The 26,969-nt window shown below is 70.7% G+C and carries 22 protein-coding genes and 1 tRNA gene; 19 read left to right on the forward strand and 4 right to left on the reverse strand.

What is annotated here, in order from left to right:
* Positions 1-18: 18 nt before the first annotated feature.
* Positions 19-3,195: a glycosyltransferase gene (locus tag OG439_RS38995; RefSeq protein WP_326945523.1), complete on the forward strand. Its 3,177-nt coding sequence runs from the start codon at positions 19-21 to the stop codon at positions 3,193-3,195.
* Here the strand turns inward: OG439_RS38995 and OG439_RS39000 are convergent, their stop codons facing one another.
* The gene (locus OG439_RS39000; protein WP_442792245.1) at positions 3,196-4,395 is read right to left on the reverse strand and encodes a hypothetical protein; all 1,200 of its coding nucleotides are present in this window, start codon (positions 4,393-4,395) and stop codon (positions 3,196-3,198) included.
* A gap of 194 nt (positions 4,396-4,589) precedes the next feature.
* Between OG439_RS39000 and OG439_RS39005 the strand changes: the two genes are divergently transcribed.
* From OG439_RS39005 to OG439_RS39020, 4 genes are all read left to right on the forward strand, one after another.
* Complete coding sequence (locus OG439_RS39005; protein ID WP_442788262.1) at positions 4,590-5,213, forward strand: hypothetical protein; 624 nt, start codon at positions 4,590-4,592, stop codon at positions 5,211-5,213.
* 72 nt (positions 5,214-5,285) lie between these two features.
* Positions 5,286-6,779 (forward strand): serine/threonine-protein kinase, encoded by a 1,494-nt coding sequence (locus tag OG439_RS39010; protein ID WP_326945525.1) that lies wholly within the window; start codon positions 5,286-5,288, stop codon positions 6,777-6,779.
* Between the two features lie 249 nt (positions 6,780-7,028).
* On the forward strand, positions 7,029-7,568 hold the full coding sequence (locus OG439_RS39015; protein ID WP_326945526.1) for a DUF2716 domain-containing protein: 540 nt from the start codon (positions 7,029-7,031) through the stop codon (positions 7,566-7,568).
* A gap of 43 nt (positions 7,569-7,611) precedes the next feature.
* Positions 7,612-8,013, forward strand: coding sequence for an immunity 7 family protein (locus OG439_RS39020; RefSeq protein WP_247059795.1), 402 nt, complete (start codon positions 7,612-7,614; stop codon positions 8,011-8,013).
* 313 nt (positions 8,014-8,326) lie between these two features.
* Here OG439_RS39020 and OG439_RS39025 read toward each other — a convergent pair whose 3' ends face one another.
* From OG439_RS39025 to OG439_RS39035, 3 genes are all read right to left on the reverse strand, one after another.
* A complete protein-coding gene (locus tag OG439_RS39025; protein WP_326945527.1) occupies positions 8,327-9,793 on the reverse strand; it encodes a phosphocholine-specific phospholipase C in 1,467 nt (488 codons plus the stop codon).
* A 101-nt stretch (positions 9,794-9,894) separates the two neighbouring features.
* Positions 9,895-10,479, reverse strand: a complete 585-nt coding sequence (locus OG439_RS39030) for a lytic polysaccharide monooxygenase auxiliary activity family 9 protein (protein WP_326945528.1) — start codon at positions 10,477-10,479, stop codon at positions 9,895-9,897.
* Between the two features lie 320 nt (positions 10,480-10,799).
* Positions 10,800-10,872 (reverse strand) — tRNA-Gly (locus OG439_RS39035).
* A 188-nt stretch (positions 10,873-11,060) separates the two neighbouring features.
* Here OG439_RS39035 and OG439_RS39040 point away from each other — a divergent pair.
* The 14 genes from OG439_RS39040 to OG439_RS39105 all read left to right on the forward strand — a co-directional run bounded on the left by OG439_RS39040 (position 11,061) and on the right by OG439_RS39105 (position 26,951).
* Positions 11,061-12,623 carry a sigma-70 family RNA polymerase sigma factor gene (locus OG439_RS39040; protein WP_326945529.1) on the forward strand — a complete coding sequence of 521 codons (1,563 nt, stop codon included), beginning with the start codon at positions 11,061-11,063 and terminating at the stop codon, positions 12,621-12,623.
* A 113-nt stretch (positions 12,624-12,736) separates the two neighbouring features.
* On the forward strand, positions 12,737-13,177 hold the full coding sequence (locus OG439_RS39045) for a DUF983 domain-containing protein (protein WP_326945530.1): 441 nt from the start codon (positions 12,737-12,739) through the stop codon (positions 13,175-13,177).
* A 39-nt stretch (positions 13,178-13,216) separates the two neighbouring features.
* Positions 13,217-14,077, forward strand: coding sequence for an Fpg/Nei family DNA glycosylase (locus tag OG439_RS39050; RefSeq protein ID WP_326945531.1), 861 nt, complete (start codon positions 13,217-13,219; stop codon positions 14,075-14,077).
* A 299-nt stretch (positions 14,078-14,376) separates the two neighbouring features.
* A complete protein-coding gene (locus OG439_RS39055) occupies positions 14,377-15,696 on the forward strand; it encodes a histidine kinase (protein WP_247059804.1) in 1,320 nt (439 codons plus the stop codon).
* A gap of 19 nt (positions 15,697-15,715) precedes the next feature.
* Positions 15,716-16,561 carry a S49 family peptidase gene (locus tag OG439_RS39060; RefSeq protein ID WP_326945532.1) on the forward strand — a complete coding sequence of 282 codons (846 nt, stop codon included), beginning with the start codon at positions 15,716-15,718 and terminating at the stop codon, positions 16,559-16,561.
* Between the two features lie 65 nt (positions 16,562-16,626).
* A complete protein-coding gene (locus tag OG439_RS39065; protein WP_326945533.1) occupies positions 16,627-16,905 on the forward strand; it encodes a hypothetical protein in 279 nt (92 codons plus the stop codon).
* 231 nt (positions 16,906-17,136) lie between these two features.
* A complete protein-coding gene (locus OG439_RS39070; protein WP_326951728.1) occupies positions 17,137-18,735 on the forward strand; it encodes a long-chain-fatty-acid--CoA ligase in 1,599 nt (532 codons plus the stop codon).
* A 1-nt stretch (position 18,736) separates the two neighbouring features.
* On the forward strand, positions 18,737-19,861 hold the full coding sequence (locus tag OG439_RS39075) for a TetR/AcrR family transcriptional regulator (protein WP_326945534.1): 1,125 nt from the start codon (positions 18,737-18,739) through the stop codon (positions 19,859-19,861).
* Between the two features lie 117 nt (positions 19,862-19,978).
* Complete coding sequence (locus tag OG439_RS39080; protein ID WP_326945535.1) at positions 19,979-21,394, forward strand: glycoside hydrolase family 16 protein; 1,416 nt, start codon at positions 19,979-19,981, stop codon at positions 21,392-21,394.
* A 182-nt stretch (positions 21,395-21,576) separates the two neighbouring features.
* Positions 21,577-22,413 carry a LytR/AlgR family response regulator transcription factor gene (locus OG439_RS39085; protein WP_326945536.1) on the forward strand — a complete coding sequence of 279 codons (837 nt, stop codon included), beginning with the start codon at positions 21,577-21,579 and terminating at the stop codon, positions 22,411-22,413.
* A gap of 13 nt (positions 22,414-22,426) precedes the next feature.
* Positions 22,427-22,948 carry a hypothetical protein gene (locus tag OG439_RS39090; protein WP_326945537.1) on the forward strand — a complete coding sequence of 174 codons (522 nt, stop codon included), beginning with the start codon at positions 22,427-22,429 and terminating at the stop codon, positions 22,946-22,948.
* 30 nt (positions 22,949-22,978) lie between these two features.
* Positions 22,979-24,769, forward strand: a complete 1,791-nt coding sequence (locus tag OG439_RS39095; protein WP_326945538.1) for a sodium/solute symporter — start codon at positions 22,979-22,981, stop codon at positions 24,767-24,769.
* Positions 24,770-24,975: 206 nt separating this feature from the next.
* The gene (locus tag OG439_RS39100; RefSeq protein WP_247059816.1) at positions 24,976-25,326 is read left to right on the forward strand and encodes a DUF485 domain-containing protein; all 351 of its coding nucleotides are present in this window, start codon (positions 24,976-24,978) and stop codon (positions 25,324-25,326) included.
* Positions 25,323-26,951, forward strand: coding sequence for a solute symporter family protein (locus OG439_RS39105; protein WP_326945539.1), 1,629 nt, complete (start codon positions 25,323-25,325; stop codon positions 26,949-26,951). The genes OG439_RS39100 and OG439_RS39105 overlap by 4 nt, the downstream gene beginning before the upstream one ends.
* Positions 26,952-26,969: the final 18 nt, after the last annotated feature.

The following is a 26,969-nucleotide window of genomic DNA, read 5'->3' on the forward strand; positions in this document are numbered from 1 at the left end:
GCCGCTAATCTGCCCGGCATGGGCAAGGGGACTGGCGCCGAGCGGCTGATCGACTGGACCGGCGAGCGGTGCGTGCCGTGGACCGACGACCTCCAGGTGATCTACGAGCACTACCACCGCTACGCGTTCGCGGCCCGGTTCGTCGCCGGCAAGCGCGTCCTCGACCTGGCCAGCGGCGAGGGCTACGGCGGCGCGCTGCTGGCGCGCACGGCCGCCGAGGTCGTCGGCCTCGAGATCGACCCGCGGACCGTCGAGCACGCCCGGACCCGCTACCCGGGCTCGCGCTTCGAGGTCGGCTCGATCACCGATCCGAAGGCCCTCGACGGTGAGACGTTCGACGTCATCACCTGCTTCGAGGCCATCGAGCACGTCGACGCGCAGGACAAGCTGATGGAGCTGGTGACGGCCCGGCTCGCGCCGGGCGGGGTCTTCCTCTGCAGCACGCCGGACATCGAGGTCTACACGCACGACCACGGCAACGAGAACCCGTACCACGTGCACGAGCTGACCGAGTCGGCGTTCCGCTCGCTGCTCGCCGGCAGCTTCGAGCACGTCGTGGTGCTGCGCCAGAACGTCGCCGTCGGCTCGCTGATCCACGACGGCGGGGCCGGCTCCGGCGCCGAGGTCCTCACCGTCCAGCAGGACGACGCCGACGGCTGGGTCGTCGAAACCGGCGCGCCGCACACCTACTTCGTCTCGGTCGCCTCCGCGAAGCCGATCGACGTGCCCTCGACGTCCGCCATGGTCGACCCGAAGCTGACGCTCGTCGCGCGCGCCGCCGCCGAAGCCGGCCGGCTGCGTGACGCGCTGGGCCGCACCGAGGCCGAGCGCGCGCAGGCGAGCGCGTCCGTCGCCGAGCTGACGGCCCGGCTGTCGGAGGTCACCGCCGCCGAGCGGCAGACCGCGACCGAACGCGACGAGGCGCTGCGCCAGGCCGAGCGGGCCCGCGAAGACCGGCAGCGCGCGGCCGGCGAGCTGAGCCGCCTGCAGCGCAAGGCCGGTTACGACAGCGAACGGCTGGAGTGGCTGGCGAGCAACAACTCCGGCCTCTCCGAGACCATCGGCCGGCTCGCCGCGGAGAACGAGAAGCTGCGCTCCGAGACGTCCGCGCTCGTGCAGCGCGCGATCGGCAAGTACCGCGGCTCGATCGAGAAGTTCGCGCCCCGCGGCACCCGCCGTCGCGACCTCTACGAGACGACGCTCGGCCGGCCGGCCGGCGTGCTGCCCGGCCAGGCCGCCGCGGTGCCCGGCCCGGTCGCGGTGACCACCAGCGACCAGCCGATCGTCAGCGTCGTCATCCCGGTCTACGGCAACTGGCCGTTCACCCGCGGCTGCCTCGACTCGATCCAGCGGCACCTGCCCTCGACGCCGTTCGAGGTCATCGTCGTCGACGACGCCTCGCGTGACGACTCCGCCGACCGCGTCGCCGGCTGCGCCGGGATCCGGCTGGTCCGCGCGCCGAAGAACCTCGGGTTCGTCGGCGCCTGCAACCTCGGTGCCGAAAACGCCCGCGGCGACTTCATCTTCTTCCTGAACAACGACACCGAGGTCACGGCGGGCTGGCTCGACGAGCTCGTCGGCGTCGTCGAGACGCGCCCGGACGTCGGGCTCGTCGGCTCGAAGCTCGTCTACCCGGACGGCAGGCTGCAGGAGTGCGGCGGCATCATCTGGGCCGACGGCACCGGCTGGAACTACGGCAGGCTGCAGTCGCCGGACGCGCCCTGGTACCAGTCCCTGCGCGACGTCGACTACTGCTCGGGCGCGGCCCTGCTGGTCCGCCGCGACCTGTTCGAGCGCGTCGGCGGCTTCGACACGCGCTTCTCGCCCGCCTACTACGAGGACACCGACCTCGCGTTCGCGGTGCGGGCGGCCGGGTACCGGACGATGGTCCAGCCCGCGTCGGTCGTCGTGCACCACGAAGGCATCACCAACGGCACGGACGTCTCCTCCGGCGTGAAGCGCCACCAGGAGCTCAACCGCGGCGTCTTCGTCGACAAGTGGAGCGTCCAGCTGCGCGACCACTTCCCGGAGGCGAGCCCGCGCGCGGTGTGGGCCGGGCGGCAGCGCACGAAGGACGGCCACCGCGGCGGCACCGTGCTCGTCGCCGACCACCAGGTGCCCATGCCGGACAAGGACTCCGGCTCGGTGCGGATGTTCCGGATCCTCGAGCTGCTCGTCGGGCTCGGCCACCGCGTCGTGTTCATGCCGCTCAACAACGCGCTCCCCGAGCCGTACGCCGGCGCGCTGTACCGCGCGGGCGTCACAGTCGTCACCGGGCTCGGCGAACAGCAGGAGTTCCTGCGCGAGGCCGGCGCCGACCTGAAGCTGACCATCCTGTCGCGGCCGCACGTCGCCTGGCAGCTGCTGGAGCAGGTCCGCGAGCACGCGCCGGACTGCCTCATCGCCTACGACACCGTCGACCTGCACTTCGTCCGGCTCAACCGGCAGGCCGACCTGGCCGCGCGGCTCGGTGACACCCGCGAGGAGCTGACGCTGCGGCGCCGAGCCGAGGTGCTGCGGGAGTCCGAGCTGGGCCTGACCCGCGCCACCGACGTCACCTTCGTCGTGTCCGATGTGGAGCGTGCGCTGCTGGGCGAGCTCGTGCCCTCGGCGCGCGTCGAGGTGCTGTCCAACGTGCACCACGCCGACGGCTCGGTGGCCGTCCCGGAAGGACGGTCGGGCGTGCTGTTCGTCGGCAGCTTCGACCACCTGCCCAACCGGGACGCCGCGCGCTGGCTGGCGACCGAGATCATGCCGCTCGTGCGCCGCCGCCGGCCGGACGCGGTCGCGCAGATCGTCGGCAGCAACCCGCCGCAGGAGATGTTCGACCTCGAGCGTGACGGCGTCGTCGTCCGCGGCTGGGTGCAGCACCTGGACGGCGCCTACCGCGAGGCCCGGGCCGTCGTCGCGCCGCTGCGCTTCGGCGCCGGCGTCAAGGGAAAGCTGGGGGAGAGCCTCGGGTACGGCGTTCCCGTGGTCGCCACTCCGCTCGCCGCCGAGGGCATGCACCTGACGCACGGCCGGGACGTCCTCGTCGGCAGCACGGCGGAGGAGCTCGCCGAGGAGATCGTCACCCTGCTCGACGACGACAAGCTGTGGCAGCGATTGTCCGAAGAGGGCAAGACCGTGGTGGACCGCCTGTTCGGCGCGGACGTCGCCCGCCGCACCCTGGAAGGCGTGCTCGACGGGTCGTGATCAGCTGGGCGGCAACGCCTTCTGGAACACGGCGAGCGCGTTGTCCAGGCTGGTCTTCAGCCCGGCCTTGTCCTGGTCGAACGGCAGGGACGCCCAGAGCACGACGGCGATCTTGCCCGAGGTGTACCAGGTGCCGTCCATCCGCTGCTCGCCGCTGCGGCCGCTGACGATCTTCCCGTCGGCGGCGAGCGGCTTGAACCCGCCGGCGTCGGCGGCGGCGCGGAGGTAGTCGACGACGGCCTTCGCGCCGTCCTCGTTCTCCGTCGGGATCGCGTAGGCGAGGAACCCGGTGTCGCCGGAGTTCGACGCGCGGTAGACGAGCTGCGTGACGCCGTGCTGCGAGAAGACCTGCGCGGTTTCCTTGGGGTAGAGGTTCAGGTCGAGGCCCTTGGCCAGCGACATCGTCGAGCTCTCCGGGTGCTGCACGCCGGGCAGCGGCGGGACCTGGTCCTCCAGCTGCGGCTGGGCCGCGGCGGCCGGCGGCTGCGTCACGCTCGGCGTGAACGTCGTCAGCGCGTTCGGCGCCGGGTCGTCCCGCCCGAGCCACATCGTCGCGCCGATGATCATGCCGAGCACGACCAGCACACCGAGGGCGATGAACGGCCACGTCGTCCAGGTCCGCCCGGACGACTCCTCGTCGTCGACGCCCCACCGGTGCTTCCCGGGGCCGTCGTCGTCCGGCTCGGTCTCGTGCTGCTGGGTTTCGCCGCCCGGCGGCGTGATCGGCGGGAACCGGCTGCCGGGGGGCTGCTCGACCTGGCCGTCGACCCGCAGGTAGCGGGTCGGGGTGATGTCGGCCGGGCTCGGCGCGGTGGTCATGTGGTCCGGCAGGGCCGGCACGCTGCTGGTCGACATCGCCTTCGGCAGCCCGGTGCGCTGCCACGGCGGGTGCGGCCGCTGCGCGTGCGCGTGCGCGTGCGGCACCATCGGCCGCGGCGACTCCATGCGCTGCGGCGGCGGGCCCTGCTGGACCGGTGCTGGGTGGCCGGCGGGGTTGGTGCTCCGCCAGGCTTCACCCGGACGGCGTAGCGGGGACGGAACCGGTGACGGAACCGTCGATCCGGAGGCCTGTGCGAGCAGCTCGTCCCGCTGTTTGCGGTGGTCAGCGGGCTCTATCCGACCTTCGGCAAGCTCCGCGTCGAGGCGGCGAAGCTCTTCCTGCCAGCTCATCCTTGGACCCCCATCCACCATTCGGGGCATCAGTCTGGCACGGGCTGCCGACCAGCGAGGTTGCGGTTTGAGGTTGATCGGCAACGTAGCGCAAGTCGCCGGATTTCGGGAGTCCCGCGGACCAACCCGGCCGCGTCACCCGTCAGGCCCCCGAAACTGTCGTACGTATGTTCTAAAATTGGCGTTGTACAGGGGAGATGCCGCTCGCAACCGCGGGTGGTGTGATGGAGGAAGGCAGGGCCATGGCCTACATCACCCTGCCCACATTCGTGGGCTACAGCGCCAGTTCCGGTCCGTCGCGGTCGTCGTTCGTGCGGCGCCAGCGGCGGTTGTACGAGGATCCGGCGCGAGCCGCGTTCAACTACTACCGGCGGGCGGCCAACGCCGTGCGGTCGGGACGCGCGGCGAACCAGGACGAAGTGGCGCTCCGGGCGCTCGTCAACGCGGCGGACGAACGGACGAAGCCGCACTACAGCGCGATCGCCGAGGGCTGGCTGCGCTACCTCGGGCGCAAGTCGCCCCGGCTCATCGAGGTCGGCCGCGGCCGGTGCCGGCTGGGCGACCTCGAGATCGGCGTCAGCCCGCAGATCGGGCTCCGCAAGAGCAACGGCCGGCGCTACGCGACCTGGCTGTACTTCAAGGAGGAACCGCTGACCAAGTCGTCGGCCCAGCTCGCGTTGTGGGTGCTGGAGCAGGCGATGCCGGACATCCTGCCGGGCGGTGAGGCACTGGTCATCGACGTCCGCCGGGCGAAGGAGTTCCAGCTGACCCCACGCGACCGCGAACGGCTGCGGCCCTGGGCCCGCAGCGAGGCCTCGGCGTTCCTGACGCTCTGGGACGTCGCCTGAGAGCGGGGGAGGCGCTGGGGTCGCCCCGCGTCTCCCTCGTTAGCATCGCCCCCGAGCTCAGGGGGGCGACGAATGAGACTTGTCGCGGGCAGGTACGCGATTTCGGCCGAACTGGGCCGGGGCGGAATGGGCGTCGTCTGGCGCGGCGAGGACCAGTTCCTCGGACGGCCGGTGGCGCTGAAGGAGCTGGCCACGCCGCCGGGCGCGTCGCCGACGCACCTCGAGCGCGTCCTGCGCGAGGCCCGCACGGCGGGGCGGCTGAACCACCCCGGCGTCGTCACGGTGTACGACGTCGTCAGCGAACACGGCGCCACGTTCATCGTGATGGAGCTGGTGATCGCGCCGACGCTGGCCGACGTCGTCGGCCGCGAGGGGCCGCTGGGGAACGACCGCGTCGCCGCGCTCGGCCTGCAGGTGCTGAGCGCGCTGGAAAGCGCGCACGCGGCCGGGATCGTGCACCGGGACGTCAAGCCCAGCAACATCATGGTGCGGCCCGGCGACCGCGTGAAGCTCGCCGACTTCGGCATCGCGCGGGCGACGGACGACCCGGGCCTGACGCAGACCGGCGGCATCATGGGCTCGCCCGGCTACATGCCGCCCGAGCTGTTCGCCGGCGCCGGCCCGTCACCGGCGTCCGATCTCTGGTCGCTCGGCGCGACGCTGTTCCACGCCGCCGAAGGCCGGGCGCCGTTCCAGCGCACGACGACGGCCGCGACGCTGCACGCGATCATGTACGACCGGCCGGTGCTCGAACGCTGCCGCGGCCCGCTCGCCGACGCCGTGCTCGGGCTGCTGACCCAGTCCACTTCGGACCGGTTGACCGCGGCCGGAACGCGGCGCCTGCTGGAATCCGCGCGCACCGGCACGCAGACCCGGGTCGTTGCGCAGACCCGGGTCGTGGAGCCGGCCGAACTGCCGACGACCGCCTTCCAGGCGGTACCGGCCACCGCTGACCGGAAGCGGCGGCTTCCGCTGGTGCTGACCGGGGTGGCGGTCGCGGTGATCGCCGCGCTCGGCGCGATCTTCCTGCTCAAGCCGGACAGCTCGACGCCGGTGGCCGCGGGCGCGCCGGGCCCCACGCCGACGTCGTCCGCGCCGCCGACGACCACAAAACACAGCAGCAGCAAGAAACCCACGCCGTCCGCGAGTTCCACCGCGCCGTCGTCGACCGCGGGGAAGCCGGAGCCGGTCAAGGTGCCGCTGGTCCGCTTCCACCACCCGGAAGGCGGCCACTTCAGCGGGACGAAAAAGGTCGGCGCGCCGGCCGGCTTCACCAAGGAAGGCCTCTTCGGGGAGCTGGTCGCGTCGGCCGAGCCCGGCACGCGGAAGCTGTTCGCCTGCAAGGTGAAGGACAAGAAGGACTGGTTCACCTCGCCCGACCAGAGCGGCAAGTGCGAGGGCCAGCAGGCGCTCGGCCTGCTCGGCTACGTCTACGCCGACCCGCCGACGTGGTCCGGTTCGCGGGCGCTCTACCGCTGCAACGCGGGCGCGAGCCACTTCGACTCGCTGGACGCCGGCTGCGAGGGCAAGAAGAAGGAATTCCTGCTGGGCTACGTCGTCGTCTGAGCCGGCGCACCACGTGCTCGCGCTGCTTCCTCCCGGACGCTGAGCTGCGCAAACCGTCCTCCGCGAGGACGTCGGCGGTCGCGGACGAAGGCCCCCTGCACAAAGCCGGCCCGCGTGGTGACAACCTGACAGAACCCACCCGGTCGAGTGACACAGTTCGCGATGAGCGGACGAGGACTGGACAAACCGGAGGCCGAACACGAAGCTTTCGCGTGTTCTTTCGTGCCTGGCCAAGTCAGAGGTCGAAAAGTGAATGCAGCCTGGGAAGCCGTCTCCCGCGTCGCCGACGAGCCCGCCTGGTACTGGGTGTACGACAAGCTGGCGTTCTTGCCGAGCACCTACGCCCACGCCTGGCCCGGGTTCCGCGAGCCGGCGCCGTCGCGCACGTGGGACCTGTCGCCCGGCGACCTGGACCGCGGGTCGGCGGAGTTCCGCCTCGGCCCGTACGCGGTCGACGAGCACCAGGTCGCGAGCATCGCGCTGGCCGCGTTCCGCGAGGTCTGCGGCCCGGACGACTGGCTGTGGGCGCTGCACTGGCAGCACCAGTCCTACCGCGTCCGCCCGCACCGGATGACCCCGGGCGCGCGCTGGCCGGTGCCGGTGTTCCCGCGCGCGGACTACCACCTGTTCCTGGCCTCGGACTTCTCCTACGGCACCCTCGGCCACCCGTGGGAGCGCACGCTCTGCGTCTTCGGCGAGCCCCTGGTCTCGGCGTTCGAGCGCCTCGGCGAAGGCGCGCTGGGCAACGTCCTGCGCCGCGACGGGAAGCCGTCCGCGCTGGCCCGTTGAGCCCGGCATCTGCGCTGGTTGATCTCTTGCTACCGTTGTGCAGGTGTTCGAATACCACGGCTGGGTGACCATCCAGGCGACCGCGAGCGGCGATGACGACGCGGCGCTCCTGGAGCGCCTGGTCGACCGCGTGCACCGCGCCATCCGCGACGCGGGCGACTTCGACCTGGTCGACCTCCGCTGGAGCGCGGGCATGCCGATGCTCCACTTCGGCGGCTTCGACAAACACGGCGGCGAACTCGCCCCGGACCTCCTGGAGATGTTCACCAGGGTCGGCGAACTGGCCGCGGGCTCGTACGGCCTGCTCCACGTCTGGGACGACCAGGACACCGAGCACGACAACGACTTCCGCGTCTACCGCATGGCCCGAGGCCAGGTAACAGAGCGCGAAGACCCACATCTGACCCCGGTGGCCCCGACAGTCCTGGACGTCTACGAGCTGTAGCCCCGCCGTCCCCGGCCAGCGCCGCCCTCGGCACCAGCGCGATCCCCCGCACCAGCGCCGTCCCCGGTACCAGCGCCGCCGCCGGATCCGCTTGCACAGCGCCGTTGTCCACAGGCCCGCTCGAATGTGGACAAGTCCGCCGGATTCCGTTTCGTCCCCCGGCTTTGTCGGCGGCCCCCGATACGCTGGAAGCGGGGCCGCCCCCCAGGGCGGGTGGGGGCTGCTTACGCGCGCGGGGGTTGTGTAGCCGCATCGAAACCACCGTGTAACGGGGAACGGCCACCCTCGCGAAAGAGGGTGGCCGTCCGCAAACTCAGTGGCGCGGCACCCGCGGCCGGCCGCCCGGCTCCTGCTTCGGCGGCTTCTGGCCGGTGCCCGGGAACGTCGGCGCCGGCAGGTTCGCCGCCTCGTAGCGCGACAGCGTCAGCGGGCCCGACGTGTCCGGCAGCACCGGCGGCTGGGCCTTGTGGTCGTTGAAGCGGAACGCCGAAGTCATGTCCCCGAAGGTGCTACGCCGCCACTGCGAGATGTTCGGCTCCGCCACACCCGTCACCTTCTCCAGGAACTGCAGCGTCGACGTGTGGTCGAAGTTCTCGCTGCACACCCAGCCGCCCGCGGTCCAGGGCGAGATGACGATCGCCGGGACGCGGTAGCCCGCGCCGACCGGGAGGCCGTTGCCCGGGGTGCCGCCGGGCGAGGTCTTGGTGACGAACTCGCCCGGCGTGCCCGCGGGCGGCGTCGGCGGGACGACGTGGTCGAACAGGCCGTCGTTCTCGTCGTAGTTGAGGATGAAGACCGTCTTGGCCCAGACTTCCGGGTTCGCCGCGATCGCGTCGATCTTCGACGCGACGAACGCCGCGCCCTCGGCCGGCGTGTACTGCGGGTGCTCCGACGCCGTCGAGGTGCAGATGATCCAGGAGACCGTCGGGAGCTTGTCGTTGCGCGCGTCGTACTCGAACTGGCCTTCGGGCCGGTGCGTGAGGCCGTTGACCGCCAGCGGCGAATCGGCGGGCGCGTTCTTGAAGTTCGCGAAGTTCTCCAGCATGTTGCAGCCGTAGGTGTCGCTCTGCTCGTACACCTTCCAGCTGACGCCGGCCGCCTGCAGCCGCTCCGCGTACGTCGTCCAGGTGTAGCCGCCGGCCGGCGCCTTGTTGTCGAGGATCGGGCCGCCGTGCTCGCCGTCCGGGTCGATCGTGCCGGTCATCCACATCATCCGGTTCGGCCAGGTCGGGCCGAACACCGAGCAGTGGTAGCTGTCGCAGATGGTGAACGCCTCGGCCAGCGCGAACTGGAACGGCAGGTCCGCGCGGGTGTGGTAGCCCATCACGTACGGGCCGTTCTTGCCGTCGGCCTTGCGGTGCGCCGGCAGCCAGCTGTCCATCTTGCCGCCGTTCCAGGCGTCGTGCTGGACCTGCCAGGCGTGCGACGTCGACGGGATCTTCTGCGCGTTGGTCGCGTGCGTGTCGAGGTGGAACGGCAGCGCGTAGCCCGCCGGGTTCTCGGCGTCCGGCTGGTAGAACACCGGCTTGCCGTTCGGCAGCCGCGCGGCGTGCGGGTCGCCGAACCCGCGGACGCCCGACAGCGTGCCGAAGTAGTGGTCGAACGAGCGGTTCTCCTGCATCAGCAGCACGACGTGCTCGATGTCCCGCAGCGAGCCGTGCTTCGGGGCGCCCTGGGCGAGCGCGCGCTGGACGTTCGGGGGCATCAGGGTGGCCGCGGCCGCGGTGGCGGCGACCCCGGCAGCAGATCCGAGAAGACGGCGACGAGTCAGTTCGGTCATGGCTGACACCTTCGTTTCCCGGTTGTCACCCGAAAAGGTGGCAACCGGGAACGCGAGCGGAACACGAAGTGAAAACCGCTGCCGAACCGGTACGAACCAGGTCAGAAAGCAACGTCCGAGCACTGGTAGAACGCGTTGGCCGTGTCGGCGATGTCCCAGACGGCGAGGATCATGTGCCGCCCGCTCTTGCCGGACGGCAGCTTGCCGCTGTGCGACACCGAGCTGCCGGGCCGCTGGCCGTTGAAGGGCACGGTCAGGAACGGCGTGGTGTCCAGCTGCGCCCGGGTGAGCGGCGCCGAGGGGTTCCAGCCGTTCTTGGTGACGAAGTACCGGAACGACGTCGTCGCGTGGGACGCGGTCAGCGTCCACTTGAACGTGTAGGTCGCCCCGCTGGTGAGCTTCGTGGTCGGCCAGGTGCCACCGCGCTGGTCGTCGAGTTCGGCGAAGCGCGAGACGCCGGCGGAGCAGAGCTTCCCGTCGGCGGGGCCGCCGCTGGGGAAGTTCTTCGGGCCTTCGGTGCTCTGCGGTTCGTACTGGATGGCGCCGCAGTTCGTGACGGCGCCGGTGCTGCACTTGTACGCCCGGCTGGGCGGGGTGGTGGTGTAGCCGTGGCCCCAGGCGACACCGGTGAACAGGAGTGGAAGGGCGAGAGCGGCTGCGACGGCGAGGACGAGCTTCTTGACCATGTGACTCCTCTCACAACAGGTACCCCAGAAGTGTGAAGAATTCACGGCAATGGTTCAGACCACTGTCCGGCCGAACTTCGCGGGCCGGGTACTGGTGCCATTGGTCCAGACAATGGACCGAAAGACGCAAGGAGTAGCACCCACCGGAACACCGAGAACCAGCACCAGGCGAGCACGGCGCCAGGCGAGCCCGGAGAAGCTGCGGCAGCCCCGGAAGCCCAAGAAAGGCACCGTGGGGGGTCCGGGGGGCTCGGCCCCTCGGGTGAAACGGCGAGAGGGCTGCATCGGCGCTTTCTGCCGATACAGCCCTCTCGCACTCGAGCGGATGACGGGATTCGAACCCGCGACCCTCACCTTGGCAAGGTGATGCGCTACCAGCTGCGCTACATCCGCGTTGTTGTTGCTGTGAGGAGAACTCTATACCCTCGCCAATCTGCTCCGATGAGCGGGTCCCCCGGTGCCCTGACCCGGTGCTTCGGTGTCACAGCTGGCGTACAAGGGGTGACGACGGCTGATTCCCTCCGTATGGTGTCCCCATTCGACCGAATGGGGAGACCTTCGGGGAGGAGGTGCCGGGCCGGATGACCGAGCTGGGCACTGTGCCGCCACCAGCGGCCTCGGAATCCGACGAGCAAGCGCTGCTGCATCGACTTCGAAACGGCGAGGACGCCGCGTTCGGGGAGCTGTTCGAGCTGCACGCCGCCGCCGTCCGGAGACTCGCGCAGAGCCTGGCGTCCGACCGGTCCGAGGCCGAGGACATCACCGCGGAGACGTTCTTCCGCGTGCTGCAGGCCCTGCGCCGCGGCTCCGGTCCCCGGGACTACGTCCGCGCCTACCTGCTCACCGTCGCCCGCCGGGTGTCGTGGGAGTGGCACGGCGCCCGCCGCGACGTCCCGGTCTCCGACGACGAGCTGAACTTCCGCGCCGGCGCCGGGGCGGACACCCACGCCCGCACCGCCGAGCACACGCTGATCACGACGGCGTTCACCAGCCTGCCCGAGCGCTGGCGCACCGTGCTGTGGCAGACCGAGGTCGAGGGCGAGCAGCCCGCCATGGTCGCCACCCACTTCGGGCTGAGCGCCAACGCCACCGCGGCGCTGGCCCGCCGGGCCCGCCAGGGGCTGCGCGCGGCCTACCTGCAGGCCCACCTTTCGGTGAACCGCGGGCCGGACTCGTGCCGCGCGGTCGTCGAGAAGCTCGGCGGCTTCACCGCGGGCAGCGTCACCGGGGCCGAGGCCGAGCGGATCAAGGCGCACCTGCACGGCTGCCCGTCGTGCCGCGCCACCCAGGACGAACTGCGCGACGTCTGCTCGTCGCTGCGCGCGCACGCCGGTGTGCTGGTGCTGCTGGTGCCGGGCGCCGCGGTCAGCGGCAGCGGCGTGCTGGCCGGGCTCGGCGCCACCGTCAAGGGCGTCCTGGTCGGCTCGAAGGTCAAGATCGGGCTCGCGCTGGCGTCGACCGCGGCCGTGGGCGCCGTCGGCGTCGCCGCCGGGCCGGTGCTGTTCGGCTCGACGCCGGTGCAGGACGTCGGGCTGACCGGCGGCGCGCCGGAGCTCGTGGTCGCGCCGCCGAGCGAGACGCACCAGCAGCCACCACCCCAGCCGCAGCAGGACCCGCGGATCGGCATCGGCGTGCTCAACGGCCGCGGTACCGGGATCACCGTCCCGGGCCGGGCGGCCCGCAGCACCGGGCACCGGCAGCTCGGCGCGAACGAGGTGCCGAGCGTCCCGGGCGGCGACGCCCCGGGCGACACCACCTCCGGGGACACCGGCAACGGGACCGGCGGGCTCGTCGCCCCGCGCGACGACGAGGAAGCCCCCTCGACGTTCAGCGCGCCCGACCACTCCTCGACGTCGCCGCGGCTCGACACGGAGACGCCGAGCCCGGACATGACCATCACCGAGTCGAGTGACCCCGACGAGCCGGAGAGCGCCGACGTACCCGAGCTGTCGCCGACCGGCCGCCCGACGGGTTCGCCGACCGTGACGACCAAGCCGGAGCCCTCCGGCGACGACTCCGCGACCGCGGAACCCTCGACCTCGGTGACGCCGACGTCGGGGAAGCCGTGCCCGAGCAGCAGCACCGAAGTCACCGATTCGGGCGAATCGTCGGATTCGACGGCGTTCACGTCGTCGGGCTCCTGAACAGCGGTGATCAACTCCGCGTGGCGGGATGTCCGATTCCGCTCTCGCGCGGGTGCGGCCGCGCAAGGTACCGTTGTGCTGCTCATCTTGCGGGCGGCCCGGGAGGCTACTGAATGAACCGGCTGGTGCGCGGCGAAGACGGCCGCGACTGGGTGGTCCGTGCCCAGATGGAATGGCGGGCCCCGGCCACGGCCGACGACTTCGAGCACGACGTCGCGGGCAGCTACGGCCCCGGCATCGCGATGATCGTCGTGACCGCGCTGCTGGCCGTGATCCTCGTGGTCTGGACGCCTGACCAGGTCAGCGTGCCGGCGTGGGTGCTGCTCGCACTGCTGCTGATCATGCTGTTCTTCCCCTTGCGGTGGATCCTGCGCCGGCCGTGGACGGTCGTCGCGGAGACCGAAGGCGACATGACCGGCGACCGGCCGTCCGAGCGCTGGGTCGGCACCATCCGCGGCATGTTCACCGTGCAGGGCGAGGTCAAGAAGATCTCCAAGACCATCCAGCGGCACTCGCTGCCGGACTTCGACGGGCCGCTGCACCCGGTCGAGTAGCCGGTACCGGTTTGCGGCCGAAAGGGTGAGACTGGGGGCATGCCCGAGCTACCCGAGGTCGAAGCGCTGGCCCACTTCCTGCGGGAGAACGCGGTCGGCCGGACGATCTTCCGGATCGATGTCGCATCGTTGAGCGTGCTGAAGACGGCCACGCCGCCGTGGACCGACCTGCACGGCCGCGAGATCACGGGCGCGACCCGGCACGGCAAGCACCTCGACGTCGTCGCCGGCGACCTGCACCTGGTCGTCCACCTGGCCCGCGCGGGCTGGCTGCGCTGGTCGGACGGGCTGGCCGCGACCCCGCTCAAGCCGGGCAAGGGCCCGATCTCGCTGCGCGTGCACCTCGAGGCCGCCACCGGGCCGGGGTTCGACCTGACCGAGGCCGGCACGAAGAAGGGCCTCGCGGTGTGGATCGTCAAGGACCCGCAGGAGATCGCGAGCGTCGCCCGCCTCGGCCCGGACGCGCTGGCGCTGGACGCCACCCAGCTGCGGGAGCTGTTCGCCGGGAGGAACACCCGGCTGAAGTGGGCGCTGACCGACCAGTCGCTGCTCGCCGGCATCGGCAACGCCTACTCCGACGAGATCATGCACCGCGCGAAGCTTTCGCCGTATGCCACGATCGGCAAGCTCGACGAAGGCGCGCTGGAGGTCCTCGCCGAGGCGATCCACGAGATCGAGTCCGACGCCGTCGAGCGCTCGGTCGGCCAGAAGGCGGCGCGGCTCAAGGGCGAGAAGCGGTCGGGCCTGCGCGTGCACGCCCGCACCGGGCTGCCGTGCCCGGTCTGCGGCGACACGATCCGCGAGATCTCCTTCGCCGACAAGTCGTTCCAGTACTGCCCGACCTGCCAGACCGGCGGCAAGCCGCTGGCCGACCGCCGGATGTCCCGCCTGCTGAAGTAGCGCCGGCGGCGCGTGACACGTGTGGTCACGGCGTCACGGTCCGGATTCCCCCGTTCGGCCGCACGTGCTGCGCCACCACGCGTGCGACCTCGGCCGCCCGTCGGCCGGTGCCCGCCGAAAGGGCGTTCTTCCTGGTCATATCCCCGGATGTGGTGGAACAAGACGCCACGTCCGCGTGTTGCGCACGGTGACCGGGGTGGCCGTTGCCCGACTCTTAGTAGGGTCGTTCCCACCCTCGGTCGTCACGTTTGAACAGAAAGTGGGATCAGGCCTTGCACCCGGTTGGTCGAGCGCAGAGCATGGACGCCGTGTCCGGGTTTCCGCTTGCGCAGATCGTTCCGTGGGGCCTCGCGGTGCTGCTCGGCATCGCGGTGATCGTGCTGCTGTTCAAGCAGCGGAAGCCGGCCAGCGTCGTCGAGGACGCCATGCTGCAGGCGGTCCACCGGATGTCGAAAGCCGCGCCGAACCTCCGTTCGGGCCTGGACGAGGACGCCGCCGACAAGATCACCACCCAGCTGCTGCAGATGCTCGACTGCGTCGCCGTCGGCATCACCGACAGCGAGGGCACGCTGCTGTCGTGGGACGGCGAGGCGAACGAGCACTACGTCGACCTCGTCGACGCGATCAGCGCGGCCATCCGCAAGCACCGCCGGGAGGTCGTCGCGCACGACCGGATGCCCTGCAACCACCGCGGCACCTGCCGGATGAAGACCGCCGTGATCGTGCCGCTGCTGGTGGAGGGCGAGACCGAGGCGGCGCTGATCGTCGTCGGCCGGACCCGCGGGCGGCTGGTGCAGATGGCCGACGCCGTCGCGCAGTTCGTCTGCACGCAGTTCGAGCTGTCCCGGCTCGACGAGTCGAAGCAGCAGCTGCAGCAGGCCGAGATCAAGGCGCTGCGCGCGCAGATCTCACCGCACTTCGTCTACAACGCGCTGAACACCATCTCCGCGTTGATCCGCACGGACCCCGAAGAGGCGCGAGAGCTGCTTCAGGACTTCGCCGACTTCACGCGCTACTCGTTCCGGTCGTCGGGCATGTTCACCTCGCTCGCCGAGGAGCTGCGCAACATCGACCGCTACCTGACCATCGAGAACGCCCGCTTCGGCGGCCGGCTCGAGGTGCGGATGAAGATCGCGCCCGAGGTGCTCAGCGTGGTCGTGCCGTTCCTGATCATCCAGCCGCTGGTCGAGAACGCGGTCAAGCACGGCCTGGCCAGCAAGCCCAGCGGCGGCTGCGTCACGGTGATCGCGCAGGACTACGGCACCGAGGCGCTGATCAGCGTCGAGGACGACGGCATCGGCATGGACCCGCGGCGGCTGAAGGACGTCAAGAACGCGCACAGCGCCGGCGCCCACGTCGGGCTCGGCAACATCAGCCAGCGGATGCAGCAGGTGTTCGGCAGCGACTACGCGGTGATGGTCGAGACGGCGCCCGGCGCCGGCATGAAGGTGACGCTGCGGGTGCCGAAGTTCGTCCCCGGCGTCCGCCCGAACATGCCGGACTACAGCTCCGACAACGACAGCGCCGACGTCCCGTCGCAGGGCGTTCCGGCGCAGCTCAACGGCGCCGAGGCGAACGGCGTCAACGGCACCCGGTCCGGCATCCTCCCCATGGGCTGAATCCGGCTAGCCTGGCCTTATGAGCGTTACGGACAAGCTGGCTTCGCGGATTCCGGGTCTGGCCGACCGGGTCGAGCGCAAGGACGTCGTGGCCGTGGTGAAGCTGCACGGGGTGATCACGCCGTCGCCGTCACCGCTGGCCAGGGGCGCGATCAACCTCAACGCGGTCGAGTCCGCGCTGACCAGGGCGTTCGGCCACGAGCGGCTCAAGGCCGTCGCGCTGCTGATCAACTCGCCGGGCGGCGCGCCGACGCAGTCCGGCCTGGTCGCCGAGCGGATCCGGCAGCTGGCCGACGAGAAGGGCGTGCCGGTCCTGGCGTTCTGCGAGGATGTCGCCGCGTCCGGCGGCTACTGGCTGGCCTGCGCGGCCGACGAGATCTACGCGCACCGGACGTCGATGGTCGGCTCGATCGGCGTGATCAGCGGCGGCTTCGGCTTCACCGGGCTGCTGGAACGCTTCGGCATCGAGCGCCGGCTGCACACGGCGGGCGCGAACAAGTCGCGCCTCGACCCGTTCTCGCCGGAGAAGCCCGAAGACGTCGAGTGGCTGAAGAAGATGCACACCCAGCTCCACGACCTGTTCGTCAACTGGGTGAAGGACCGCCGCGGCGACCGCCTGACCGACACGGAGGACCTTTTCACCGGTGACGTCTGGCTCGGCGCGAAGGCCGTCGAGCTGGGCCTGATCGACGGCCTCGGCAGCCTCCGCCAGATCATCACCGAGCGCTACCCGGAAGCCGACATCTCGGTAGCCGAACCGAAGCGCCCCCTGCTGGCCCGCCTCGGCATCGGCGCCCCGGCCGCCGCATCCGCGGTGCTGGACGCCGTGACGCAGAAGGCGGCCTGGTCCCGCTTCGGTCTCTGAACGAGCTTCAGCTCATCGGTCTCGGGCGTCGGAAGGCTCGGTGGCCGCGGTGCGCGCTGCGCAACGTGCTGGCGCACCTGCCGCACGACGTGGCGGCGATGGCTCTTCTCGAAGAGTTTCCGTGGGTGGACGTCCTGCCCGAGGCGGAGCAGGCGCAGTTCGTCCACGACTTCGCGCGCGCCTTTCAGGCTTCCGCGGAGCTCGGGCAGTGGTCGGTCCTCGCGCAGACGATCACGGAGTGGCGCAGCACCGCCGCCATTCACGCCGATCCGGTACTCGCCGGCAAGCTCAGCGGCCCGATCGAGGAGGACTTCGGTCCCGTCCCGGGCCTCACGGACGTCTGAGCGATGCCTAGGCGGCGAAGGCTGGGAAACCCTCTGTCAGTCCGCGAAGTCCACCACGCGGCAGGTATGGATCGGCCTCGCCGAACGCCCACCGCTCCGGACATTCCGGCGCACCGGCGCAAGTCGAAGGGTGCCTCCGCCACGCGTGAGAAGGCCGCCTGGTCCCGCTTCGGTCTCTGACCCCTCCCCTCGACGGCTCTCGTGGCCGTCGAGGTCTGGTCTCCTAAGTGAATCGGCGCTAGGCTATGTGAATCAGCGCTAGGGGACCGGACCGCAAAGGAGCGGCGGATGCACCTCACGCAGACCCTTCACCAGGCCGTGCAGCAAGGGCCGGACCGGCCGATGACCGAGTTCGGCGAGCGGGTCCGGACCGTCGGCGAGGTCGCCGGGCGCGTGGCCCGGTTCGCCGGGGCGCTCAAGGAGCTCGGTGTCGGCGCCGGTGACCGCGTCGGGATCCTCGCTCTCAACTCCGATCGCTACCACGAGTACCTCCTGGCGACGCCGTGGGCGAACGCCGTGCTCAACCCGATCAACATCCGCTGGAGCCCGGCGGAGATCGCCTACTCGCTCACCGAATCCGACACGCGCGTGCTGCTCGTCGATGACGCCTTCGTCCCGATGGTGCCGAAGCTGCGCGAAGCCGGCGTGACCACGGTCGTCCACATCGGCGAGACGCCGACGCCGGACGGGATGCTGGGCTACGAGGACCTCGTCGCCGGCGCCGATCCGGTCGACGACGCGCGCCGCGGAGGCGACGACCTGCTCGGCGTCTACTACACCGGCGGCACCACGGGCACGCCCAAGGGCGTCATGCTCAGCCACCGCAACCTGCTGACGTCGGCGCTGGGCAGCCTCGCCACCGGCCGGTTCCTCACCGCCCGCGGGAAGCTGCTGCACGCCGCGCCGATGTTCCACCTGGCCGACGGCGCGGCCTGGGCTGCCGGGCAGCTCGTCGGCGCCACGCACGTGATCGTCCCGATGTTCACCCCGGCCGGGGTGCTCGAGGCGATCAGCGGCCGGGGCGTCACGGACACGCTGCTGGTGCCGACGATGATCCAGCTGCTCGTCGACCACCCGGACGTCGCGAAGCACGACCTGACGTCGATGAAGCACGTCGTTTACGGCGCTTCGCCGATCTCCGAAGCCGTGCTCGACCGCGCCCGGAAAGCCTTTCCCGGTGCGGGTTTCGTGCAGGCGTACGGCATGACGGAGCTCTCGCCGGTCGCGACGCTGCTGTCCGCCGAGGACCACGACGACCCGGCGCTGCGCCGGGCCGCCGGGCGGGCCGCGCCGCACGCCGAGGTCCGGATCGTCGACGTCGACGACGTCGAGGTGCCGCGCGGCAGCGTGGGTGAGATCGTCTGCCGCGGCGACCACGTGATGCTCGGCTACTGGAACCGGCCGCAGGAGACGGCGACCGCGTTGCGCGGCGGCTGGATGCACACCGGCGACGGCGGCTACATGGACGAGCGCGGTTACGTCTTCGTCGTCGACCGGATCAAGGACATGATCGTGTCCGGCGGCGAGAACGTGTACTCGGCCGAGGTGGAGAACGCGCTCGCGAAGCACCCGTCCGTCGCCGCGTGCGCGGTGATCGGCGTGCCGGACGAGCGGTGGGGCGAGCGGGTGCACGCCGTCGTCGTGCTGCTCGACGGCCGGGAGGCGACCGGCGACGAACTGCGTGACTTCTGCCGCGAGGCCATTGCGGGCTACAAGGTGCCGCGCACGTTCGAGTTCACCGACGCCCTGCCGATGTCCGGCGCGGGCAAGATCCTCAAGCGCGAGCTGCGCAAGCGGCACTGGACCGACGGCGACCGCGGGGTCCACTGAGTTGTCCGCACCCGCCCGCGGCACCCGGCCGCGCAACCGCCGCGCGCTGATCGTGGCCGCGGCGGCCGAGCTGTTCGTCCGCCGCGGCTACCCGCACGTCGCGATGGGCGACATCGCCGACGCCGTCGCGATCGGCCCGTCGGCGCTGTACCGGCACTTCCGCGGCAAGCAGGAACTGCTCGCCGCGGTGGTCGAAGACGCGCTGACCGCGCTCGCCGTCACCGACTTCGCCGACCTGGCGGCCGGTGCGCTCGACCGGCGCGACGTCGGCATCCTGTGGCAACGCGAGTCCCGCCACCTCGAACCGGCCGAGCGCCACCGCGTCGGCGAGCCCTTGCGGCGGCTGGCCGGGCAGCTCACCGGGCAGCTGCGCGACCGGCGCCGGGAGCTGACCGCCGACCAGGCCGGGCTGCTGGCCTGGTCGGTGCTCGCGGTGCTGGTCAGCGTCTCCTTCCAGCGCGTCGACCTGCCGCGCCCGGCCTACGACGAGCTGATGACGTCGCTGGCCGGCGCGGTCGCCGCCGCCGATCTCCCGGACCTGGGGAAACGCACGGCCGCCCCGGTCGTCGAGCCGGCGAACCGGCGGGCGCTGCTGCTGACGACCGCGACCCGGCTCTTCGCCGAGCGCGGCTTCCACAGCGTGGCCATCGAGGAGGTCGGCGCGGCGGCCGGGATCACCGGACCGAGCGTCTACCACCACTTCGAGAGCAAGGCCGAGCTGCTGATGACGGCCCTGCGCACCGGGGCCGACGCACTCGGCGACGGCTTGCGGACGGCGTCGTTGCCCGCCCTGCTGCGGTCGTACGCCGGGTACTCGCTGGCCCACCACGACGTCGTCGACCTGCTGATCACCGAGGTCGGGCTGCTGCCGGAACCCGAGCGGCACGAGCTGCGCCGCACCCAGCGCGAGTACGTCGAGGCGTGGGTCCGGCTGCTGCTCGACGTCCACCCGGACCTCGGCGCGGACCCGGCGCGCGTGCGGGTCCAAGCCGCGCTCACGGTGGTCAACGACGTCGCCCGGACACCGCACCTGCGCTCGCTGCCGGGGGTCGAGGACGCTCTCGGCGTCGTCGGATCGGCCCTGTTGGAACTGTCCGTTTCGAGTACTTCAGGGCAGACTTTGTGACCTGTATCACTCTTGCTTCGTAACGCCCCTGGCGATCACTCCGCCCGGGGAGGTCTCCTCGTCACGGGCTTTGTTGTGACCCGCAACAAATCCGGTTCGACGAGGAGGTCGCCCCCGATGCCCCACCTCTCCCGCACCTCGACACGGTTGGCCCTCGGCGCCCTGGCCGGCGCCGCGCTCATCGCCATCCCGCTCACCTTGCCCGCGTCGGCGTCCATCCCGCCACCGGAGTCCGGCTGGACGACGGTGTTCGCCGACGACTTCACCGGCGGCTCCGGCGCCCTGCCATCCGGTTCGAACTGGATCATCGACACCGGCCACGCCTACCCCGGCGGCCCCGGCAACTGGGGCACGGGTGAGATCCAGAACTACACGTCGAGCACGTCCAACCTCGCGCTCGACGGCTCCGGCAACCTCCGCATCACGCCCTTGCGCGACGGCGCGGGCAACTGGACGTCCGGGCGGATCGAAACCCAGCGCACCGACTTCAAGCCGCCGGCGGGCGGGGTGATGCGGATCGAGAGCCGCATCCAGATGCCCAACGTCACCGGCGCCGCCGCGCTCGGCTACTGGCCGGCCTTCTGGGCGCTCGGCGGGCCCTACCGCGGCAACTGGTGGAACTGGCCCGCCATCGGCGAGTTCGACATCATGGAGAACGTCAACGGGATCAACTCCGTCTGGGGCGTCATGCACTGCGGCGTCAACCCCGGCGGCCCGTGCAACGAGACCACCGGCATCGTCAACAACCGGGCCTGCCCGGGCGCGACCTGCCAGGCCGGCTTCCACACCTACCGCTTCGAATGGGACGCGAGCGTCAGCCCGCAGGTGTTCCGCTGGTTCGTCGACGGGCAGCAGTTCCACTCGGTCAGCCAGAACCAGGTCGACGCCACGACCTGGGCCAACATGACGAGCCACGCCGGCTACTTCGTGCTGCTGAACGTCGCCATCGGCGGCGCGTTCCCCAACAACAACTCCGGCACCACGACGCCGGGCGCGGGGATCGTGCCGGGACACCCGATGGTCGTCGACTACGTCACCGTGAGCACCCGCGGCTCCGGCGGTGGCGGCACCACCACCCCGACGACCCCGCCGACCACGACCACGACGCCGCCGTCCGGTGGGAGCAGCGCGTACAGCACCATCCAGGCCGAGTCGTACAGCCAGCAGAACGGCCTGGCCAAGCAGACGACCACCGACACCGGCGGCGGCCAGAACATCGGCCCGGCCGGCAACGGCGACTGGGCGCTCTACCCGGGCGTCGACTTCGGGAGCAGCGCGGCGACGAACTTCCAGGCGCGCGTGGCGTCCGGTGCCGCGAACGGGGTCAGCGGATTGGTGGAAGTCCGGCTGGACAGCTTGTCCAACGCACTGGTCGGGAGCTTCGCTGTCGGCAGCACGGGCGGTTGGCAGACCTGGCGGACGGTGCCGGCGAACACCAGCGCCGTGACGGGCGTGCACAACGTGTACATGACGTTCACGAGCGGCCAGCCCGCCGACTTCGTGAACCTCAACTGGTTCACCTTCGTGCATTGAGACGAGGGACCCGCGGGCGGCGCTGCCGTCCGCGGGTCTCCTAAGAGGCTTATTCAGCCGTCGGCCGCCGCATGGCTGCCCTGAGCAGCTGCGGCGTGCAGGCGGGGCGCGGCGGCCTGACCAGAATAAGCCTCTCACTTCAGGCGGACGGGGGCTGGACATTGCACTCGGCAATGGGCAGGATGCGTTTCACTGTGAGTGCTCACGATGACACCCGGAAGCTCGTGGTCCTGGCTGTGGACGACGAGCCTCGAGGTCTGGACGAACTCGTCCACTGCCTGCGCAACAGCCCGCACGTGGCGAAGGTGTTCCCGGCGATCGACGCGTCGGAGGCACTGAGGCTGCTGTCGACCGACGACCCGAGGCTACGCGAGCGCAAGGAGCGCGGCCTGCCGATCGTCGACGCCGTCTTCGCGGACATCGACATGCCCGGGTTGTCCGGGATGGAGATGTCGCGGGTGTTCGCCGCGCTCCGGCCCTCGCCCGCGCTGGTGTTCGTCACCGGGCACGCCGAAGAGGCCGTCAACGCCTTCGACCTCGGCGCGCTCGACTACGTGCTCAAGCCGTACCAGCAGGACCGCCTCGACCGCGCGATCACGCGCGTCATCGAAAAGCTGGCCTCGGCCGCGGCGCCGGCCGCCGGTGCCGTCGGCGGCGAGCCCGGCGTCAAGAACGACGACGAAGTCATCCCGGTCGAGCTGGCCGGCACCACCAAGCTCATCCCGCGCTCCTCGGTCCGCTGGGTCGAGGCCCAGGGCGACTACGCGCGGCTGTTCACCACCGAAGGCAGCCACCTGGTCCGCATCCCGCTGGCGCAGCTCGAGGAGCGCTGGGAGAAGGCCGGGTTCGTCCGGATCCACCGGTCGTTCCTGGTCGCGCTGCCGCTCATCACCGAGCTGCGGATGGGCCAGGGCGGCTACCAGGTCGTGATCGGCAACGAGGAGAAGGTGCTGCCGGTCAGCCGGCGGCACACCCGGGCCCTGAAGGACCGGCTGGTCGGTTCGGGCCGGAACGGCTGAGCCGGGACCGGTCATGACCGAAGACTTCTACGACCGCCGCGCGAACGGCGTGCGCGAGCCCGATCCGACGCTCGGCCGGCGCCCGCAGCGGCCGCTGCCGCAGCCGACCGAGCAGGCCGTCGTCGAGCCGTTGCCACCCGCGCCGGACGAGCCGGCGAAGCACGAACAGCACGCGAAACCCAAGCGTGAACGCGTGATCCTCAGCGACCCGAAGCGCGGCGCCGGCACCCTGCGGGCCCGCGTCGAGCTGGAGGAACAGACCAGCTGGGGGAAGCTGCTCGTCCGTGACCACTTGGTGAAGGTGCAGCTGCGGACGGCGTTGCTGCTGTCCCTGCTGGTGGTCGTGGTGTTCGGCTCGCTGCCGGTGCTGTTCTACCTGCTCCCCGGGTTCTCCCGGCTGAGCCTGGCCGGCATCCCGGTGGCGTGGCTGATCCTCGGCGTGCTGCCGTTCCCGTTCCTGTTCGGCGTCGGCCTCTGGTACAACCGGCTGGCCGAGCGCAACGAGCGCGCCTTCGTGGACATGATCGAAAACTAGTTTCGCGCCTCCCCGTGCGAGGATTCCTCCGTGCAGCTGAACCCGTGGGCGTTGACCGGCATCGTGCTGGTCGCCGTGGTGACGTTCTACCTCGGTCACCGCTCTTCGCGGTCCGCCACGAGCACGCACGACTTCCTGGTCGCGCGGCGCACCGTGCGGTCGCGGCGCAACGCGGCCGCCATCTCCGGTGAGTACCTGTCCGCGGCGTCGTTCCTCGGCATCGCCGGCATCGTGCTCAAGGAGGGCGCCGACGCGCTGTGGTTCCCGATCGGCTTCACCGCCGGTTACCTCGCGCTGATGCTCTTCGTCGCCGCGCCGCTGCGGCGCTCCGGCGCGTACACGCTGCCGGACTTCCTCGAGATGCGGCTCGGCTCGATCGGCCTGCGCCGGTTCTCCACGGCGTTCGTCGTGTTCATCGGGATCCTCTACATGGTCCCGCAGCTGCAGGGCGCCGGGTTGACGCTCGCGACGATCCTGCCGGTGCCGGCCTGGGCGGGCGCCGTCGTCGTGATGGTCCTGGTGGCGTTCAACGTGATCGCCGGCGGGATGCGGGCGATCACCGTCGTCCAGGCGTTCCAGTACTGGCTCAAGCTGTTCGCGATCTCGGTGCCCGCGTTCGTGCTGTGCATGGTGTTCTTCTCCGGCGGCGGCCCGGACGGCTTCCGCCCGCTCGGCACGGCCGCCCCGCCGGTGTTCACCACCGACACCACGGTCGACGTCCAGACCGACGTCACCCTGCACGTCACCTCCGACACGTTCCTCTACGCGTACGGCTTCGCGGACAACGGCCCGGCCGCCGGGCCGACGCACTGGACCCCGCTGGCCCCGCACACGGTCGCCGAAGGCACCAAGCTGAAGTTCCTGGCCGGCACGCCGGTGCCGGTGGTCGCCGACGCCGTCGCCGACAACGGGAACTGGCTGCACCCGGGGTCGGGCAGCCTGACCGACCTGCTCCAGACGTACTCGCTGATGTTCGCGACGTTCCTCGGCACCATGGGCCTGCCGCACGTGCTGGTCCGCTTCTACACCAACCCCGACGGCAAGGCCGCGCGCCGGACCACCGTGCACGTCCTGCTGCTGCTCGGCCTGTTCTACCTGTTCCCGACGCTGCTGGGCGCGTTGTCCCGGATGTACGTGCCGGAGCTGCTGGTCACCGGCAAGACGGACGCGGCGATCCTGCGGCTGCCCTCGGCGATGCTGCCGGGCGTCAGCGGCCAGATCCTCGGCGCGGTCACCGCGGCCGGCGCGTTCGCGGCGTTCCTGTCCAGCACGTCCGGGCTGCTGGTGAGCGTGGCCGGCGTGGTGTCGACGGACCTGCTGCCCGGCCGGGTGCGCGACTTCCGCGTGGCGACCGTGCTGGTCGCGCTGTTCCCGGTCGCCCTGGCCGTGCTGTTGCGGCCGGAGGACCTCTCGCTGTCGGTGGGGATGACGTTCGCGCTCGCGGCGTCGACGTTCAGCCCGTTGCTGGTACTGGGCATCTGGTGGCGCAAGCTGTCCTGGCCCGGTGCGCTGGCCGGGATGTTCGTCGGCGGCGGCCTGGTGCTGGCCGCGCTGGTCGTCAACATCGTGAGCGGCTACACCGGGGGCTGGGCGCCGTGGTTCGCCACCCAGCCGGCGCTGATCACCGTGCCGGTCGCGTTCGTCACGACGTACCTCGTCAGCCGCGTCACGGGCTACGGCCGCCCGGACCACGTGCACGACATCATGCTGCGCCTACACGCTCCGGACCCGCTCGGCTTCATGCACGACCGCGCTGTCGCCCGATTCGGTCAAGCCGAGGAGAAGACCCGGGTCGCCGGTCGGGGACGGCACCGCAAGTAATTCGCTGACTCGCCGTGAGAACGCATTACCCGATCGAGTGATCACCCGTCCGCTAAACGGACATCCCACACGAATCTCAAGCGGTTTTTCTACAGAAGGTCAAGCGCCCGATTGGGGGCTTACCAACCACGCCGTTAACTCTTTACGGTCCGTTGGCTTCAAACAGTACGGACAGTACGAAAAAACGGGAAAGGTGGAGATCTTCTGTGAGCAGCACCGAGGAAGACGTCGGTGGCGCGGAGTCGCAGACCGAGTGGGAGAGGATCCAGGAAAGCCCCGAGTTCACCGGCCTGCGCCGGCGGTTGCGCGTCTTCGTGTTCCCGATGACGGCGTTGTTCCTGCTCTGGTACCTGCTCTACGTCCTGCTCGCCGACTACGCGCACGGGTTCATGAGCACCAGGTTGTCCGGCAACATCACCGTCGGGCTGGTCTTCGGCCTGCTGCAGTTCGTGTCGACGTTCGTCATCACGGGGCTGTACGTGCGCTACGCCAACCGGAAGCTCGACCCGGTGGCCGACGAGATCCGCGCGAGCATCGAAGGAGACCCCGGCCGATGAACCTCGCCGCGGGCGTGGAGGGTTCCAACTCCACCCTCAACATCATCATCTTCCTGGTCTTCGTCGCGATCACGCTGGTGATCGTGTTCCGGGCCAGCCGCAACACCAAGACGGCGTCCGACTACTACGCCGCCGGGCGAGCGTTCACCGGCCCGCAGAACGGCATCGCGATTTCCGGCGACTATCTTTCGGCGGCGTCGTTCCTCGGCATCGCGGGCGCGATCGCGGTCAACGGCTACGACGGCTTCCTCTATTCGATCGGCTTCCTGGTCGCTTGGCTCGTCGCGCTGCTGCTGGTCGCGGAACTGCTGCGCAACACCGGCAAGTTCACGATGGGCGACGTGCTCGCGTTCCGGATGAAACAACGTCCGGTGCGCGCCGCGGCGGCCGTCTCGACGCTGGCCGTTTCGTTCTTCTACCTGCTCGCGCAGATGGCGGGCGCGGGTGGTCTGGTCAACCTGCTGCTCGGGATCGACAGCGAGCTCGGGCAGGACCTGGTGATCGCCGTGGTCGGCGTGATCATGATCCTGTACGTCTTGATCGGCGGCATGAAGGGCACCACCTGGGTGCAGATCATCAAGGCCGCGCTGCTGATCGTCGGCGCGTTCGCGATGACGCTGTGGGTGCTGGGGAAGTACGGCTTCAACCTGTCCGACCTGTTCCAGGCCGCCGTCGACAAGGGCGGCAAGGGCGGCGCGGCGCTGCTCGACCCGGGCAAGCAGTACGGCAAGACCGGCACGACCAAGCTGGACTTCCTGTCGCTCGGCGTCGCGCTGGTGCTGGGCACCGCCGGCCTGCCGCACGTCCTGATGCGCTTCTACACGGTCCCCACGGCCAAGGACGCCCGGCGCTCGGTGGTCTGGGCCATCGTGCTGATCGGCATCTTCTACCTGTTCACGCTGGTGCTGGGCTACGGCGCCGGCGCGATCGTCGGGCCGGAGAAGATCGCGAAGGCCCCGGGCACGACGAACTCCGCGGCGCCGCTGCTGGCGCTGGAGCTGGGCGGCCCGGTGCTGCTCGGGTTCATCTCCGCGGTCGCGTTCGCCACGATCCTCGCGGTCGTCGCGGGCCTGACGATCACGGCGTCGGCGTCCTTCGCGCACGACGTCTACGCCAGCGTGGTGAAGCGGGGCAAGCCGTCGCCGGGCTCGGAGGTGCGCGTCGCGCGGATCACCGCGCTGGTGATCGGCGCGGTCGCGATCGTCGGCGGCATCCTGGCGAAGACGCAGAACGTGGCGTTCCTCGTGGCCCTGGCGTTCGCGGTGGCGGCGTCGGCGAACCTGCCGACGATCCTCTACTCGCTGTTCTGGAAGCGGTTCAACACCCAGGGCGCGCTGTGGTCGATCTACGGCGGCCTGCTGGTGACGATCGTGCTGATCGTGTTCTCGCCGGCGGTCTCCGGGAAGCCGGTGGACGCCAAGACGGGCAAGAGCGCGTCGATGATCCAGGGCGTCGACTTCCACTGGTTCCCGCTCGACAACCCGGGACTGTTCTCGATCCCGATCGCGTTCTTCCTCGGCTGGCTGGGCACGGTCCTGTCGAAGGAGCACAACAAGAAGAAGTACGCCGAGATGGAGGTCCGGGCCTTGACGGGCGCGGGCGCCGAAAAAGCCGTCTCGCACTAGCTCCACGTCACGAAGGGG

The organism is Amycolatopsis sp. NBC_01307, assembly GCF_035975215.1.
Classification (GTDB): Bacteria; Actinomycetota; Actinomycetes; order Mycobacteriales; family Pseudonocardiaceae; genus Amycolatopsis.